Raw genomic sequence first — 15,676 nt, 5'->3', positions numbered from 1 at the left:
CCGCCGGGCCGGCGTTCGCGCGCGCGGTCGCGGTGTCGGACGCCCATATCGCCTGCCTGGGCGCGTTCGCGGGCCGCGACGGCGCGATCCTCATCACCGGCACGGGCAGCGCGGCGCACGCGGTGATCGACGGCGTGGGACGTCCGGTCTTCGGCTGGGGGTTCGAGGTCGACGACAAGGGGTCGGCCGCGGCGCTGGGGCGCGACGCGATCGCGGGCGCGCTGGACGCGCATGATGGGCTGCTACCCGAAACCGAGCTGACCCGCGGCGTTCGCGGCGTGATCGGCGGCACGGCGGGCGCGATGGTGAAATGGATCACCGCGGCGCGACCCAAGGATTATGGTGCCCTCGCGCCGATGATCCTCGCCGCCGCGCGCGACGGCGACGCATTCGGCCTCTCCCTGGTGCGGCGCTCGGCTGCCGACCTCGACCGGATGATCGCGCGGCTGGTGGCAATGGGCGCGAGTCGCGTCTGCCTGATGGGGGGGATGGCATTGTACATCGAGCCATGGCTTGCCCCGCGCGCGCGCGACAGTCTGACCCCGCCCGAGCACGACGCCATCACCGGCGCGTCGCTGCTGGCGCGCCGATCGATACACGAGGACGAGTAGACCGTGGCCGCCCAGACCCTGGACTCGCCGGCGAAGGCCGATCCGTCAGCGACGCTGATGTTCCGCGAGAGCGCCGAGGGCAGCGCAGCGGTGGCGCGCTTCCTGGCCGGCAACGCGGCGGCGATCGAGGCGGTCGTCGCGCGCCTGCGGGCGCATCCGCCCGCCGCCGTCGTCACCTGCGCGCGCGGGTCGTCGGACCATGCGGCGACCTACGCCAAATACATGATCGAGACGCATCTCGGTATCCCGACGGCGTCCGCCGCGCTGTCGGTCTCGTCGATCTTCGCCGCCGCCGTCGTCCCAGGCCAAAGGCTGTGCCTCGCCATATCGCAGTCGGGACGCAGCCCGGACCTGCTCGCCGCCGTCGCCGCGCAGCGCGAAGCCGGTGCGCTGGTCGTTGCGCTGGTCAACGACGTCGAGTCGCCACTGGCGGAGATGGCGCACACGGTGCTGCCGCTGCTGGCCGGGCCGGAACGGTCGGTCGCGGCGACCAAATCGTACATCGCGTCGCTCGCCGGCATTGCCGCGCTGGTCGCCGCCTGGTCGGACAACGCGGCCTTGCGCGCCGGGTTCGCCGCCCTGCCTGACCAGCTTGAGCAGGCCTTCGCGGCCGACTGGCGCGCGGCGCTGCCGCTGCTCCGGGGCGACCGCAGCCTGTTCGTCATCGGTCGCGGCTACGGTCTGGCGATCGCGCAGGAAGCGGCGCTCAAGCTGAAGGAAACGTGCGGGCTGCACGCGGAAGCCTTCTCGGCGGCCGAGGTGCGCCACGGCCCGATGACGATCGTCGGCCGGGATTTCCCCATCCTCGCCTTCGCCACTTCCGACGACGCCGGCGACGGCGTCCGCGCGATGGTCGCTCAGTTCGCCGAGCGGGGCGCGGCGACCATGCTCGCCGACGCCGCGGGCGGCGGTGCCTTGCCGGCGTTGCGCGCGCTGCCGGCGCTGGAACCGATATTGATGATCCAAAGTTTCTACCGCTTCGCCAACGCCCTGTCGCTGGCCAGGGGCCTCGATCCCGATCTGCCTCCCCATCTCCGCAAGGTCACGTCGACGCGATGAGCAGGGTCACCATCATCAACGCCCGGCTGGTCACGCCGCGAGGCGTGCTCACGAACGGCTATCTGACAATCGAGGCCGGCAGGATCGCGGCGTTCGGCGACATGACGGGGGCGGGCGCGAGCCCGCGCGGTGGCGGACTGCTGGATATCGGCGGCGACCACCTCGTGCCCGGTTTCGTCGACGCTCAGATAAATGGCGGCGGCGGCAGGCTGTTCAACGATGCGCCGAGCGTCGACACGATCGCGACGATCGGCGCCGCCCATGCCGCCCATGGCACGACCGGCTTCCTGCCGACGCTGATCTCCGACGACCTCGACGTGATCGATGCGGCGATGCGCGCGGTCGAAGCGGCGATCGACCAGGGCGTTCCCGGCGTGCTCGGCATCCATGTCGAAGGCCCCTTCATCGCCAGGGCGCGCAAGGGCATCCACGATCCCGCCAAGTTCCGCCGCCTCGACGCCGCGGCCATCGATCTGCTCACCAGCCTGAAGCGAGGCCGAACGCTGGTGACGCTGGCACCCGAACTGTGCGGCACCGGCGACATAGCGGCGCTGGCGGGCGCCGGAGTCATTGTCGCGGCCGGCCATACCGACGCCGATCACGCCACGATGCGGGCGGCGCTCGATGCGGGCGTCACCGGCTTCACCCATCTGTTCAACGCGATGTCGCCGATGCTGCACCGTGCGCCGGGCGTAGTCGGTGCCGCGCTGGACGATCAGGCGAGTTACTGCGGACTGATCGCCGACGGCCACCACGTCGATCCTGCGGTGCTGCGCATCGTCCTGCGCGCGCGGCCGATCGATCGGTGCATGCTGGTCAGCGACGCGATGCCAGCGGTCGGCAGCGCACATCGCAGCTTCCCGCTGAACGGCGTCACGATCGAGGTGCGCGACGGCGTGTGCGTCGGACCCGATGGGACGCTGGCGGGCTGCGACCTGACCATGGCGTTGGCGGTGCGCAACATCATGACGATGACCGGGATCGGCATCGAAGCGGCATCGATGATGGCGTCGCTGGCACCCGCGCGTTTCCTGCGGCTCGACGACGTCACCGGATCGATCGAGGTCGGCCGCGCGGCCGACCTGGTATGGCTAGGACGCGAAGGCGACGCCAAGGGCGTCTGGCAGCATGGCCGCCTCAACGCCGCGCAGTCCGCCGCCGCCTGATCGAGCCGATGCGGCCGGCGCGGTCGCGAGCGACCCGGCTTCGACCCGTTCGAACGCGACACCACCGCAGGATGACATTCTGGTCGACTGGCTCAATGGCGTACTCTTACCGGCTATTTGCTTCCACGCCTGCCCGCCTTTTTCGCGATCAAAACACCCACCCGATCTCCAACCACAGCTTGTCCGTGTCGGTCGCGAATGTCGCGGCGCGATAGCGGGCGTAGCGCGCCGCGATCGTGGTGTGGCCGCGCTTCAGGCTGGCGAGCATGTCCTCCTCGTCGCCATAATATTGACCGAGCCGGCCAGAGCGAAAGCGGTGATAGGTGGCCGACAGCCCCGGAACGCCCCACCGCCCCGCCCTGCCGCCGAAACCGACCGTCGCGTATAGATCGCGGACGCCGTTGGGCGGCGTGGTCGTGAACTTGTCCGCCCAGCCCTGGAATTTGAACAGGCTGGCAAGCGGCGTCTGGACGCTGGTCAGCGCGACTCCCCGAACGCCCTTCCGGCTGGCACCGAGTACCTCATATCCCCCAGTCGTGGTCAGCCGGTTCACCGTCAGCGTCGCTTCGCCGAGCCAGTAATCGGCCAGATAATCGTTGGGATTGCGCCGGTAATCGCTCTGGCGCGCCCAGCTCGTGGTATAGCCGAGCTTGACCGCGTGGGCGAGCGACCTGACCCCGGCGAAGCGCAGGCCGAAGGTCTGGCTCGACAATCGGTAACCTTGCACTGCGGCCTCGTCCTGATCGACCAGATACGCGAACACGCTCAGCGTACCCAGCCTGGTGCCGGCCCCGAGCAGCGCGAAGACGTTGTCGCCGTCGACCGCCTGCTGGCGCGCGCCGGCGCCGTCGATGCCGTTCACGGTGCGGTCCGACCAGGCATAGGTCACGTCCGCGAACAGCGTGGAGGGCTTGCCCCACTGGACGCGCACCGCGTCGTAGGTCTGCTGATTCTGTCGCCAGCTTGAAGATCCGACAAAGCGTTGGTCGGTCAATTCGATCAGCTGACGGCCGGCGGTCGCGGCGAGGCCGTTCGCGCCTTGATAGCGGACTTGCGCGCGGTTGAGCTCGATGTTCTGCGGGTCGACGACAAGTGGATAGCCGGTCCGGCCGTTGGTTCCGCTGTTGTAGCGCTCGGTGATCGCCAGCGTCGCCTCCGTCTCGGCCAGCGCCGACCACGCGCCCCGCCGTGCCTCAATGCCCGAGCGTATGCGCATGGTCACCGCGTCGGCGTCGCGCGGCAGGCCGGTCTGATCGACATCTTCCCACCGCAGCCGGGCGTCGATCAACGGCCGGAGATCGACCTCCTGCGCCGCGGCGGCGCCGCTCAGCAATACGACCGCGAGCAGCGGCAGCGACGCGACGCGCGCGATCATCGAACGCGCGCCGGTCCGCCGATTTGGGCGAGCGCGCCGTCGAGCGGCGACAATTCGCCCGTCTCGCGGCCGCGGCGACCGTAGAAGACCTCGAACAAAGGGCCCGCCATCATCGTCGTCACGATCGCCATCAGCACCAGCATCGCGAACAGCGTCGGACCGATGATGCCCTTCTGCAATCCGATGTTGATGATGATGAGCTCCATCAGCCCGCGCGAGTTCATCAGCGCGCCGATGCCGAGCGCGGTGCGGTTGTCCTCGCCCGACAGCCGCGCGGCGAGGTAGCAGGCGCCGCCCTTCGCCACGATCGACGCCGCCAGGATGCCGAGCGCGACTAGCAGCAGCGAGGCCGACGCGACCATGTCCATCCGCGTGTTGAGACCCGAATAGGTGAAGAACATCGGCAGCAGCAGCACGACCGCGACCGGCTCCACCTTGCGCTTCAGCTCGGCGGCGAACGCCCCGCGCGGCATCGCCGCGCCGAGCAGGAATCCGCCGAAGATCGCGTGGATGCCGATCGCGTCCATCAGGAACGCCGACAGGCAAAACAGCGCGAGCGTCACCGCGAGCACGCCCGCGCTCATCTCGCCCTCGCGCTCGACCGCCGCGCCGAGCGGCGCCAGCAGCCGCCGGCCGACGAGCAGGACGAAGGCCGCATAGGCGATGCCGCCGCCGATCGCGAGCACGCACCCCGAGCAGACGTCGTCGAAAGCCCCCGCCGTCAGCGACAGCGTGCCCAGAGCGCTGTCGGCGAGCCCGCGCTCGTTGATGATGCGCGCCAACATCGGAAAAGCGGTGAGCGCGATGCAGGCACCCAGGAACAGCGTCGCATTGGCCTGGCCGATCCCGGCCGCGAACAGCCCGGGGACGCCGAGCAGCAGCGGCGTTATCAGCACCGCGACCGCGAACGGCGCGGCGATGCCCCCCAGCGAGACCGCCGATGCGCTGCGCGCCTTCGACCGGAAATGGTCCAGCCTGAGCGTCGTGCCGACGAGGAACATGTAGAGCCCGACGCCGAGTTGCGCGCCGGCGTAGAGCACGTTCCTGGTCTCCTTAGGAAGATCGCGCCCTGCAGGCCGGGGAAGATCAGGCCCAGCAGCGACGGGCCGAGCACGACGCCGGCGATCATCTCGCCCACCACCTGGGGTTGGCCGAGAAAGCGACGTCCCAACCATCCGACGACGCGGCAGGCAAGCAGGATGACGGCAAGCTGGAGGAAGAAGTGGACGCTGAAATCGCCCGGCGCATAGCTCGCCGCCGTTCCCGTAATCGCCGGCCCATGAGGCGCGAGAACGCCCCCCGCGACCTTCGCCAGACTCTCGTATCAGTCCTCCATTCCCGCCCCCGACACCCAGAACAAATTGTATAGCGCATAGATTGCAAGCGCGGGGCAACAGCGTCGCGGGCGTTGCCGCCAGATGCGATCGTGTAGCCGTCACTGCTGCAAACAGCCGATCGCCATCGGTGTCGGTCGGCGACCGAAACCACGCCTGCGACGGGCGTCCCGCGTATGCCAAACCGCTCGGGTTGGTCGGTGCCCGGCGCGATTTGTGCCGACGCCGCCCTGCTACGGAGTGCCGGCGGGCGGGTCGGTCCAGTAGCGCAGATAGTCGATGACCAGCCGCTGTGGGAACGCCGCATCGTCCACGCCTTTCCGCCCGCCCCAGTCGCCGCCGATCGCCAGATTGAGGATCATGTCGTAGGGACGGGTGAAAGGCCAGGCCGCGATCCCGCCCGGTTGGTCGTCGAGCACGCGCATAAAGGCTCGGCCATCAACGCCTATCGTTATCGAGTGCGGCTGCCAGTCGAGCTGGTAGCGATGAAATGCGGCGCAACTCGTCGGCACGATCACCTGCGCTCCGCGCTGGGTGCCAAGGCGATGGTTGAAGGCGCCGGTGTGGAGCGTGGCGTGGACAACCGCCGGGTCCCAACCGACCATCTCCATCACATCGATCTCGCCCGCGTCCGGCCATGTGCCCGTCGGCGGCAGCAGCCAGATCGCCGGCCAAGTGCCACGTCCGCAAGGCAGCTTCGCGCGGACCTCGTAGAAGCCGTAGCCTTGCGGCTGGCGCGAGACGAGCCTGGCCGAGGTATAGCTCTCGCCGCCCCAATCGGGAAAACGATCCTTGGCCAGCGTTTCGCGGCGTGCCTCGATTATCAGCACGCCACCCCTGACGCGCGTGTTTTCCGGTCTCGCGTTGGCATAATATTGCCGCTCGTGATTGGGCCAGCCAATCGCGTTGCTGCCTGTGTCGAAGCGCCATTTCGCGGCATCGATCGTCGTGCCTCCGAAATCGTCGGCAAAGCTGGGCCGGCGAGTGGGCGTGACCATCGGAGCATCGAACGCGTAGTTGATCGCTCCCAGCGTTGCGGCTTGTGCGAGCAGCGCCAGCCATGCCGCCATCATATCGGATCTCCGCCTGCCAACGATCGACAGCATTTCCTGCGTGGCGACATCAGGCACAGAACGCTAATATCTACCACCTCCTCGTTCATCGGGCACGCAGCATCGTGCATAGGCGGAGCGCAAGGCCGGTCGCACGTCCGCACCCCATAGGGGACGTTAAAACCTCCTATCAAACATCCAGCACCGCTATCGTTATTTTCAAAGCCTATCCCGATCCGTTCACGCTTACCTCTCCTGGCTGCGACCTCGAACCCACCTTCGTCCTCGTGGACGCCCTCGTGGCCTATCCGAGCGGCCTCACCGGCATCTTGGACGCCAAGGGTCCCGATCCGGCAGCCGACTTCGCCGAGGCGGTCTCGCTGGCGGGCTCGGCCGACCGGCTGCTCCACGCGGTCGCTGGCGACATACCCGTCGTGCCCGGCGCCACCGACCCGCAAGTGGCCACTATCAAGGGGTTTCTCGAGTTCGTCGGCGACCTTCAGAGCGAAGCGGACAAAGCCCGACAGCTGCGAATCCTCGTCGCGCAGGCCGACCTGGCGGACACGCTCATCAGGTCGCTGCGTGGCCAGCTCGCCGTTTGGAGTCTGAGCCGCAGCGGCGACGCAGGGCTGAGGATGGTGATCGCAGGCACGCTGGTGCGCGCGGCGCAGGCCTCCGACCTGCCGCCCGATCGCCGGCGTGCGTTCGCCGCCACCTACTACGACCGCTCCGAGGACACGCTCCAGGCCGCTAGGCTGCAGCCCGCCCTCGACGCCGCCCTGGCGGAGGTCGCGGCTGCCGACGCCGATCTGCGGCGGGTGCTGCGGGACCGTTCGAACCTGAGCACGGCCGAGCGCGCGCACCTCGCCCACATCACTCGCGAGCGGGTCGGCAGGGCATCCGACACACTCGCCGCCGTCATCTCGTCGTTCATGGGAGAATGACCGTGGCCACCAAGCTGCAACTCATGGGATCCTTCAACAGTCTGTCGGATTCGCTCGCCTTCCGCTTCGATCCGGCCTTCCCCCGGAGGGGTCTGGCCGCTGGCTCGGAGCGATGACCAGCGCCGCGGGCGTCGCGCGCCGCAGCGCGGAATGGCTCGCGCTAGAGGACGAGACCCGGATACGATGGGCCGGCGGCGGCGCTGGTCGGCGCGACCAATCTGATCGCCACGGCGTCGACCGATACCGATCGCCCGCCGGCCCTCTCGCGGCGGACCTCGCGCTGGCGGATCTCGCCGGCGTACTCGCGTCGCCGCGCGATGGAGCAGGGTGCTGAGGACCGGGCAGGTCGCTCCGGCCATCAGGATGAAGGCCTCCGCGCGCCCGGCGGCCTTATTCGAGCGACACCTCCCCGGACGCGGAGGCGCCACGGTGAATAGGCTGGCCATGATCGTTCCGCTGGCACTGACGGCGCTGCTGATCGTCCTCGTGGGGCGGGGTCAGACGGCACTCGCCCGCTGATCTGGTCGGTGCTGAGCGCCACCGACTGCAGCGGGAGCACCGGCGCGTCGTCGAAGAGGCCACCATTGAAGTGGCGGATTGCCTCGGCGCCGAAGAAGCCGCCCTCCCCCATTCGCCGAACAGACTCGCCAGTCGTTCCTCGGCGCGCTCGAGACGCTGGGCCAGCGCACGGATGAGCGTGGCCGCAGTCCTCAAGGTGGCGGGCAAGGGAACCGAAACGGGCCGCCACGGTCCCAGTCAGTTCGTGCGGGTAAAGGATTGGCCGAAGCGCCTCGGACCCCTCAAACACCTGCCGGAGCAGATCCAGCTTGCGGGGCTCCACGGAGCCATGGGCGTACGCTCAATTGCGCGGTGGCTCAACGAGCGCGGGTACACCCTCAAATCGGGCAGGTTTCACAACAGCAACGTGGCCGACATCCTCGCGCGCACTCACAACATCGGCCATTACATGGATGGCAAGACCAGCGACCTGGGCGAACCGCTGCCCGAAACGGAGTGGGTGCGGGTCGCATGCCCGGCCATCGTTGACGAACATATCTTTATGGCAGCCGCCGCGACCCGCGCGTCGCGCCGGCCGCGCGTGACGGCCCCGCACGTCGTGAACGGAGTCACCATGTTGCCGTCCCGGGTGGCGCGCTGCGGCGTGCCCGGCTGCGGCGCAGGCTTGACCGTGCGCTCCGGCAAGGGCGGCCAGTACCATTATTACGTTTGCGAACACCGCGCCAACCGCGTCGCCGACGCGTGCACGCTGCCGTCCATCCGGCGCGAAGCGCTGGACGAGGTAGTGCTCGACGCGCTGCTCGACCGCGTGCTCGATCCGGAACACCTGCAGCAACTGCTCGCCGGCCTGCTCGAGAGGACCGAAGAGGCCGACCAGCGGCGTCGCCGCGCGCTCGCGGTGGCGCGCACCACCCGGACCGAGGCGGAGAAGGCGATCGGCAATCTGCTCACCCGCGCGGAGAAGGGAGCCATGCCCGCCGACAGCCGCTAGGTGGTCGAGCGCATCGCGTTCCAGCGCGCGTGCCAGCAGTCCGCCACGACCGAGATCGAGAGCATCGAGCGGCAGCTGACCATCTCGCGCAAGCGGATCACGCCCACTGTCATCGCGGAGTTCGGGCAGGTGCTGCGCGCCAGGCTCGTCGCCGGGAACCCGAACTTCCGCCGCGCTTACGTCGGGCTGCTGGTCGAGCAGGTCACGCTGTCGCCCGACCAGATTCGCATCAGTGGCACCCGTTCCGCGCTCGAGCACCTGCTCGTCAGCGACAAGCCGCCGCTGGCGGCAAAGGTGCCCATCTTTGACCGGGAGTGGTGCTGTAGAGACGACAAACATAGGCACTAGAAAGATTAGGAATTTTGCCTCGAGATATTTGAATGGCTGGCGTGGCGCGCGGCGAAGGTCAGGTCGTGGATCGAGGCGATGACGAGCTTGCCGTCATCGGCGAGCGCGCGCAGGCGCGTGACCGTCTCGATCGCGTGGCGACGACATCACCCTTCTCGCCGTTGTCGGTCGGCGGCGCGCCGTCGGGCTGAAGGGTAGACACCTGACCAGTCGCCGGTTGCGCGGTCGCCGATCGGGCCGATGCGCCATGCGAAGCCATCGACGCGACCGTCGCCAGCATCATGTCGGCACCACGCCCATGCTCTCGCAGCGTGAAAGCCGTCTTCATTCGGATCCCTCCCGGTCAGTTCTTGTGCGATCGTGGGACGGTAGGCTTGGCGATCACGCTTGGTGAAGTTGCTTACGGTTCGACGACGGTTACTGTGCGGGTCAGTAACGTCCGCGTGAGATCAGAAAGGCGAGGCGATTGCGGGTGACGGCCAGCTCGCGGCGTAACAATTCGTCTCCTCGGCGGCTACCAGGCCCGCGGTCCGTCGGCTGGTCGAGATCGGCTGGGACGACGGCGATTATCGCCCGATCGGTCGCGGCATCGACGAGCGGGCGATCGTTGATGCCGCGGTGGGCCTGCTGGCGACCGGCGGCTCGACCAATCACGTCCTTCACCTGCCCGCCATCGCTCGCGCGGCGGGGATCGCCATTGACTGGTCGAATATCGATGCGCTGTCGGCGGCGGTGCCGCTGATCGCGCGGACCTATCCGGGTGGCTCGGGCGACGTGAACGCGTTTCATCAGGCGGGTGGCATGGCGTTCGTCATCGGTTCTCTGCTCGACGCTGGCTTGCTCCACGGCGACGTCCTGACGGTGTGGGAGGGCGGCCTCGCCGCTCATGCGCGCGAGCCCGTGCTCGACGCCGACACGCTGGCGTGGCATCCAGTGCCGCACAGCCGCGACGACACGATGCTGCGTCCTCCCCATGAGCCTTTTCTGCCCGATGGCGGAATGCGGCTGTTGCAGGGCAATCTCGGCCATGCCACTTTCAAGACCAGCGCCGCCGATCCGTCGCGCTGGACTGTCGAGGCACCGGCACGGGTGTTCGCCGATCAGGATGACGTGTTGAAAGCGTACCATGTCAGCGCTGAAGGCGCTGGGCGGCGGCGCGCTGGGCCGGTTGCGCGACGACGACATTGTCCGGGTGTCGGCAGACGCAGGAACGATCGACGCCTGATCGACTCGGCCGAATGGGCGGCGCGCGATCGCGCCGCCGCGCCGCCGCCGCCGCCGCCGATCGGCACGGGCCGTGAGCTGTTCGCGTTCCTGCGTCACGGTGCCGGTATTGCGGAACAGGGCGGGTCGGCAATGCTCGCGGCGATGGGCCGGGACATTGCCGATGGCGAGATCGACGAGCCGGAGGCATTGACGCCAGCGTCGCGGACAGCGAGACCGACGCATGACTATGCGTGAAATCGTCGCCGTCGACATCGGCGGTACGCACGCCCGCTTCGCGATCGCTGGGATCAAGAGCGAGCGCGTCGTCTCGCTCGACCGCCAAGCGACGCTGCGAACGGCGGAGCACGCCAGCCTGCAGACCGCGTGGGAAGCCTATGCGGCAACATGCGGTCAGCTCCTGCCGCGCGAAGCCGGCATCGCGGTCGCCTGCCCGATTCAGGGCGAGGTGCTCAAGCTGACGAACAACCCGTGGATCATTCGCCCGGCGCTGATCGGCGAGAAGCTGGGGCTCGACCGGTTCAGCCTCGTCAACGATTTCGGCGCGATCGGTCACGCCGTTGCGCAGCTTGGGCCGGAGCATCTTCGCCACCTGTGCGGACCGGACGAGCCGATCCGCGACGACGAGGTCGTCACCATCGTCGGCCCCGGCACCGGGCTGGGCGTGGCGTTGTTGCTGCGGCGGGGCGGCCGCGTCGAGGTGATCGAGACCGAGGGCGGCCATCTCGACTTCGCCGCGCTCGACACGATCGAGGAGGCGATCATTCAGCGCCTGCGCGGCCGTTACCGCCGCGTCTCGGTCGAACGGATCGTCTCGGGGCCTGGTCTTGCCAACATCTACGAGGCGCTCGGCGCGATCGAGGGGCGGCCGGTCGCGACGTTCGACGACAAGGCGCTGTGGGCGGCGGCGCTGAATGATACCGACAGCCTGGCGGTGGCGGCGTTCGACCGCTTCTGCCTCAGCCTGGGGGCAGTCGCCGGCGACATCGCGCTCGCCCAGGGCGGAACGCGGGTGGTGATCGCGGGCGGGCTGGGCCTGCGCATCGCCGATCACCTGCCGCGATCCGGCTTCGCTGCGCGGTTTCGTGCCAAGGGCCGCTTCGAGGAGCGGATGGCGCAGGTGCCGGTCCAGCTCGTCACCTACTCCGAACCCGGCCTGCTCGGCGCAGCCGCCGCCTTTTGCCAGGAGCATCCCCGTTGATCGACATCGCTTCCGTCATGCAGCTGGCACCGATCATCCCCGTGCTTTGATCGACGATGCGGCACGGGCGTGACCGATCGCCGATCGCCGAGCGGCTGGTCGCCGGCCGCCTGCGCGCGCTGGAGGTGACCTTGCGACGCCCGCAGCGCTTGATGTCATCGCCGAGATGGCGAAGGTCGATGGCGCTGTCGTCGGTGCCGGCACCGACCTCGACGAACGTCAGCTCGACGCTGCGATGGCGGCGGGCGCGCGCTTCATCGTGTCGCCGGGGCTGACCGATCCGCTGGCCAGGGCCGCCCGCGAGCGCGCCATCACGTTCCTGCCCGGCGTTGGCACCGCCGCCGATATCATACGCGGCCTCGACCTGGGCCTAACCCATCCACGTTCTTCCCCGCCACTGCCAGCGGCGGCATCCCCGCGCTGAAGGCGCTGGTAGCGCCCTTCGTCTCATGCCCGTTCTGCCCGACCGGCGGCGTCACGATCGACACCGCGCCGGACTGGCTGGCCATCGAGCAGGTGATCTGCGTGGGAGGATCGTGGATCATATCCGCGAATGGCGATCTCGACGAAATCGGACGTCGCTCGCGGGCCGCCGCCCTGCTGACGCACGACTGATCGCCGTCACACCAGCGCGTTGCGACGGATCAGTTCCCGGTACCACAGCGCGCTGAGCTTGGGCGTGCGCTTCAACGTCGCGAAATCGACATAGTGAAGGCCGAAGCGCTTGCCGTAGCCGTCCGCCCACTCGAAATTGTCCATCAGGCTCCACAGGAAATAGCCGTGCAGCGGATAGCCCTCGGCGGTCGCGCGACGGAACTGGCCGAGATAGTTGCGCAGGTACATGATCCGGTCGGCATCGTCGTCGTGCCCCTGCGCGTCCAGGACGTCGTCGGTCGAACAGCCGTTCTCGGAGATGTAGAGCGACTTCGGCCCCCACAGCTCGCTCACCGCCCGGACGCCCCAATAGGCTACCTCCGGGCCGACATAGAGCCACGGCGACGCCATCCGTGGTGATTGCGGCAGGTGCGGCAGCGGCGTCCAGCCGCGCGCCACCGACGGATCGGCTTTCACATAGGTCGGTGCATAGATATTGAGCGCAACAAAATCGAGCGGCGTGCCGATCGCCGCCATGTCGCCCGCCCGCGCCTGCGGCGCGTCCGCTCCCGCTGCGGCGAGGTAGCTGTCGAGGTATCGCCCTTCCATGATCGCGGTCAGGAACATGGCGTTGTCGTCGCGCACCGCCTGCTTGGCCGCGGCGATGTGCTCGGAGGTTTCGATCACCGGGACGAAGAGGCTGGTGTTGTCGGCCACGCCGACCTGTGTGCCCGCGCGGGCATGGGCGCGCACCGCCTGCGCCCCGAGCCCGTGCGCCAGCACGCCGTGATGACGGACTTGGTTGACGCCGGCGGGAAGCAGCTTCAACCCCGGCGCATGGATGCCCTGCTGATGGCCGAGATCGGTAAAACAGCGCAGCTCGTTCACGGTGATGAAGTGGTGCACGCGATCGGACAGCTTGCCCGCCATGAAGCCGGCATAGTCGGCGAAGGCATGGGCGGTGTCGCGGTTCTGCCATCCGCCGGGAAGCGCCTGCGGCAAGTCCCAGTGAAACAGCGTGACGTACGGCTTGATGCCGGCGGCGAGCAGCGCGTCGATCACCCGGTTGTAATAGTCGACACCCTTCTGATTGATCGGGCCGCGCCCATCGGGGAAGATCCGCGACCACGCGATCGACATGCGGTGCGCGCCGACGCCCAGCCCCTTCAGGAGCGCGATGTCTTCCGGGTAGCGATGATAGCTGTCGCACGCGACATCGCCATTGTCGCCGTTGGCGACCCTGCCGGAGGTGTGGGAGAAGACATCCCAGTTCGTCGCCCCGCGGCCATCCTCGTTCACCGCGCCTTCGACCTGGTACGCGGCGGTCGCGCAGCCCCAGGCGAAATCCTTGGGGAAACTCATGTCGAGCGGCCGGCGCACGATCGCCGCGGCGCTGGCCGATGGCGTGACCGCGGCGCAGGTGCCCAAGGTCATTCCCGTGCGAATGAAGTCTCGGCGGTCCATCGCCCCCTCCCATTGTGAACGTTCTCAATTGCAGATTGGCATAGCTTCGTCGGCAAGGAAAGCCGCTCATTCGACATGTGCGGCACATCATCTGGAAGTTTTGGTGGCGCGGCTTTAGCCAAGTGCCGCATTGACGAATACGCCGCCGCGCCCTTACCGCGACGCGCTGCGGTGGAGGGGAGACGGGTGGCCCGGTACGAAACGATGCGGGTCGGCGACGAGCGCCGAACGGTGATCGTGATCGACGAGTTCAGCGGTGATCCGGACGCGTTGCGCGAAGCCGCGGCGCAAGCCGTTTTCGAGCCGGCGCGCCACGCCTATCCCGGGCTGCGCGCCGCCCTGCCGGAGGATTATTGGCCGCGGCAGGCCGAAACGGTGGCGCGCGCGGCGGCGATGCTCGGGCTCGCCGGCACCGCCGCTACGCTGATCGACGCCAGCTTCTCGATCGTCACCACACCGCGCGATGCGCTGTCGCCGGCACAGCGGCTGCCGCATTGCGACTCGCACGAGCGCAGCCGCGTAGCGTTCGTTCATTATCTCGATAACGCCGGAGCGAGCAGCGGCACCGCCTTCTTTCGTCACCGCTCGACGCGGTTCGAGACGGTGGACAGCCATCGCGTCCCGATCTTCGACGGGCAACTCGACGCCGAGTTGCGCTACGGCCGGCCGCCGGTCGCCGACTATATCGGTGATGCCGATCGACTGTTCGAACGGATCGCCGTCGTGCCGGCGCGTTACGACCGCGCGGTCGTCTATCACAGCTTCGCGCTGCACAGCGGCGTCATTCCAGCGGATGCGTCGCTGAGCGCGGACCCTGCGATGGGGCGGCTCACGGTGACCGGCTTCGTGTCGATCGGCTAAGCGGGCGTCCCCGCGCGCCGACGGTCGACATCAGCGCGCCGCCGGCGAGCGTCAGGGCGGCAAGCGCGAGCAGCAGCGCAGCGGCGTCGCGCGGCGTCGCGAGCCACCAAGCCAGCCCCTGGCCGATCAGCACCGGCAGCGTGTTGGCGAGGTTGAGCACCGCCAGGTCGCGGCCCCGATGATCCGGATCGGGCAGCAATTGCATCACATAGCCGACCTGGAGCGGCAGGAAGACGCCCCAACCGGTAGCGAACAGCAGAAAGCCAACGGCGCGGCCGTTCCAGCCGGACGATGCCGCCATTACTGCCAGCCCGATTGCCGCCGCAGCCGCTGCCGTCACGAGAAATGGCCTGAGGCGCGCGCGCCGAGCCGACCGGCGCCCGATCGCGACCGCGATTGGCAGCGGCAGCAGGTTGCCGAGCAGCAGCAGCGCGCTTGTCCGCGCGATCGCGATGCCGCCTACGCCGCCGGGTTGCTCGGTCAGATAGAGGAGATCGGCAAAGAGCACGTTGCCCGCGATCTGGACGAGCAGCCGGGCCACCAGAGCCAACGCCAGGTCGGGCCGTGCGATCGCCGACGGTACGGCGATGACCCGTTCGGCGACAGGTCGCGGCCGCGTGGTGAGCAATGGCAGCAGGCAGATGGTGCTGATCGCCGCGACGACGACCAGGCGCGCGCCGAACGTCCGCAGCGCTGGCAGGGCGAGCGCCAGCGTTACCAGTGCCGCCAACGGCGGCCCGACGGCGAACAGCCCGGTAGTCATCGCGGTCCGCGCCGGGGGCACCTCCTCGGCGACAAGCGCCATCAACGGCGCGAGGATGGCGTTGAGCGCGATCTGGAAGGCGGCGACGGTCACGGTGATCGCCGCCACGCCGTGCACCGCCGGCACGGCCGCGAAGCTGGCGAGCATCGCCGCCAGCCCGGCGGCGATCC

General features: G+C 68.7%; 13 protein-coding genes and 3 pseudogenes. 11 read left to right on the top strand and 5 right to left on the bottom strand.

Annotation, left to right across the window (positions count from 1 at the left end; all coding sequences use genetic code 11):
- From HUU95_RS01420 to nagA, 3 genes are all read left to right on the top strand, one after another.
- The coding region (locus tag HUU95_RS01420; RefSeq protein ID WP_174278450.1) for a BadF/BadG/BcrA/BcrD ATPase family protein at window positions 1–611 on the top strand (611 nt) is incomplete at its 5' end.
- 57 nt (window positions 612–668) lie between these two features.
- Complete coding sequence (locus HUU95_RS01415; RefSeq protein WP_174278453.1) at window positions 669–1,670, top strand: SIS domain-containing protein; 1,002 nt, start codon at window positions 669–671, stop codon at window positions 1,668–1,670.
- On the top strand, window positions 1,667–2,836 hold the full coding sequence (nagA, locus tag HUU95_RS01410) for an N-acetylglucosamine-6-phosphate deacetylase (RefSeq protein WP_174278449.1): 1,170 nt from the start codon (window positions 1,667–1,669) through the stop codon (window positions 2,834–2,836). The genes HUU95_RS01415 and nagA overlap by 4 nt, the downstream gene beginning before the upstream one ends.
- Before the next feature lie 148 nt (window positions 2,837–2,984).
- On the opposite strand, the gene HUU95_RS01405 is transcribed toward nagA, so the two are convergent.
- From HUU95_RS01405 to HUU95_RS01395, 3 genes and pseudogenes are all read right to left on the bottom strand, one after another.
- Entirely contained in the window at window positions 2,985–4,211 is a 1,227-nt protein-coding gene (locus HUU95_RS01405; RefSeq protein ID WP_174278448.1) for an alginate export family protein, read from the bottom strand.
- Window positions 4,208–5,526, bottom strand: a pseudogene (locus HUU95_RS01400) (cation:proton antiporter). Before HUU95_RS01400 ends, HUU95_RS01405 begins: the two are co-directional and overlap by 4 nt.
- Window positions 5,527–5,778: 252 nt before the next feature.
- The gene (locus tag HUU95_RS01395; RefSeq protein ID WP_174278447.1) at window positions 5,779–6,615 is read right to left on the bottom strand and encodes a glycoside hydrolase family 16 protein; all 837 of its coding nucleotides are present in this window, start codon (window positions 6,613–6,615) and stop codon (window positions 5,779–5,781) included.
- Window positions 6,616–6,896: 281 nt separating this feature from the next.
- On the opposite strand from HUU95_RS01395, the gene HUU95_RS01390 reads away from it, so the two are divergent.
- The 7 genes and pseudogenes from HUU95_RS01390 to eda all read left to right on the top strand — a co-directional run bounded on the left by HUU95_RS01390 (window position 6,897) and on the right by eda (window position 12,439).
- Entirely contained in the window at window positions 6,897–7,541 is a 645-nt protein-coding gene (locus HUU95_RS01390; RefSeq protein ID WP_174278446.1) for a hypothetical protein, read from the top strand.
- Window positions 7,542–8,232: 691 nt separating this feature from the next.
- Window positions 8,233–9,051, top strand: coding sequence for a recombinase zinc beta ribbon domain-containing protein (locus tag HUU95_RS01385; RefSeq protein ID WP_174278445.1), 819 nt, complete (start codon window positions 8,233–8,235; stop codon window positions 9,049–9,051).
- Window positions 9,052–9,399, top strand: a complete 348-nt coding sequence (locus HUU95_RS01380) for a hypothetical protein (protein WP_174278444.1) — start codon at window positions 9,052–9,054, stop codon at window positions 9,397–9,399.
- 65 nt (window positions 9,400–9,464) lie between these two features.
- Window positions 9,465–9,590 carry a hypothetical protein gene (locus tag HUU95_RS14670; protein WP_302480081.1) on the top strand — a complete coding sequence of 42 codons (126 nt, stop codon included), beginning with the start codon at window positions 9,465–9,467 and terminating at the stop codon, window positions 9,588–9,590.
- A 325-nt stretch (window positions 9,591–9,915) separates the two neighbouring features.
- Window positions 9,916–10,860, top strand: a pseudogene (locus tag HUU95_RS01375) (dihydroxy-acid dehydratase domain-containing protein); the annotation flags it as partial.
- Window positions 10,853–11,824 (top strand): glucokinase, encoded by a 972-nt coding sequence (gene glk / locus HUU95_RS01370; RefSeq protein WP_174278452.1) that lies wholly within the window; start codon window positions 10,853–10,855, stop codon window positions 11,822–11,824. The pseudogene HUU95_RS01375 and the gene glk, both read left to right, overlap by 8 nt.
- Before the next feature lie 17 nt (window positions 11,825–11,841).
- Window positions 11,842–12,439, top strand: a pseudogene (gene eda, locus HUU95_RS01365) (bifunctional 4-hydroxy-2-oxoglutarate aldolase/2-dehydro-3-deoxy-phosphogluconate aldolase).
- A gap of 6 nt (window positions 12,440–12,445) precedes the next feature.
- Here the strand turns inward: eda and HUU95_RS01360 are convergent.
- Complete coding sequence (locus tag HUU95_RS01360; RefSeq protein WP_174278443.1) at window positions 12,446–13,882, bottom strand: GH1 family beta-glucosidase; 1,437 nt, start codon at window positions 13,880–13,882, stop codon at window positions 12,446–12,448.
- Between the two features lie 186 nt (window positions 13,883–14,068).
- On the opposite strand from HUU95_RS01360, the gene HUU95_RS01355 reads away from it, so the two are divergent.
- Window positions 14,069–14,743 carry a DUF6445 family protein gene (locus HUU95_RS01355; protein ID WP_254602554.1) on the top strand — a complete coding sequence of 225 codons (675 nt, stop codon included), beginning with the start codon at window positions 14,069–14,071 and terminating at the stop codon, window positions 14,741–14,743.
- Here HUU95_RS01355 and HUU95_RS01350 read toward each other — a convergent pair.
- A partial coding sequence (locus tag HUU95_RS01350) for an MFS transporter (protein ID WP_174278442.1) occupies window positions 14,712–15,676 on the bottom strand: 965 nt, incomplete at its 5' end. The genes HUU95_RS01355 and HUU95_RS01350 overlap by 32 nt on opposite strands.

Source organism: Sphingomonas bacterium, assembly GCF_903643065.1.
In the GTDB taxonomy this organism is placed as follows: domain Bacteria; phylum Pseudomonadota; class Alphaproteobacteria; order Sphingomonadales; family Sphingomonadaceae; genus Sphingomonas.
This window is presented reverse-complemented; position numbering and strand designations above follow the sequence as displayed.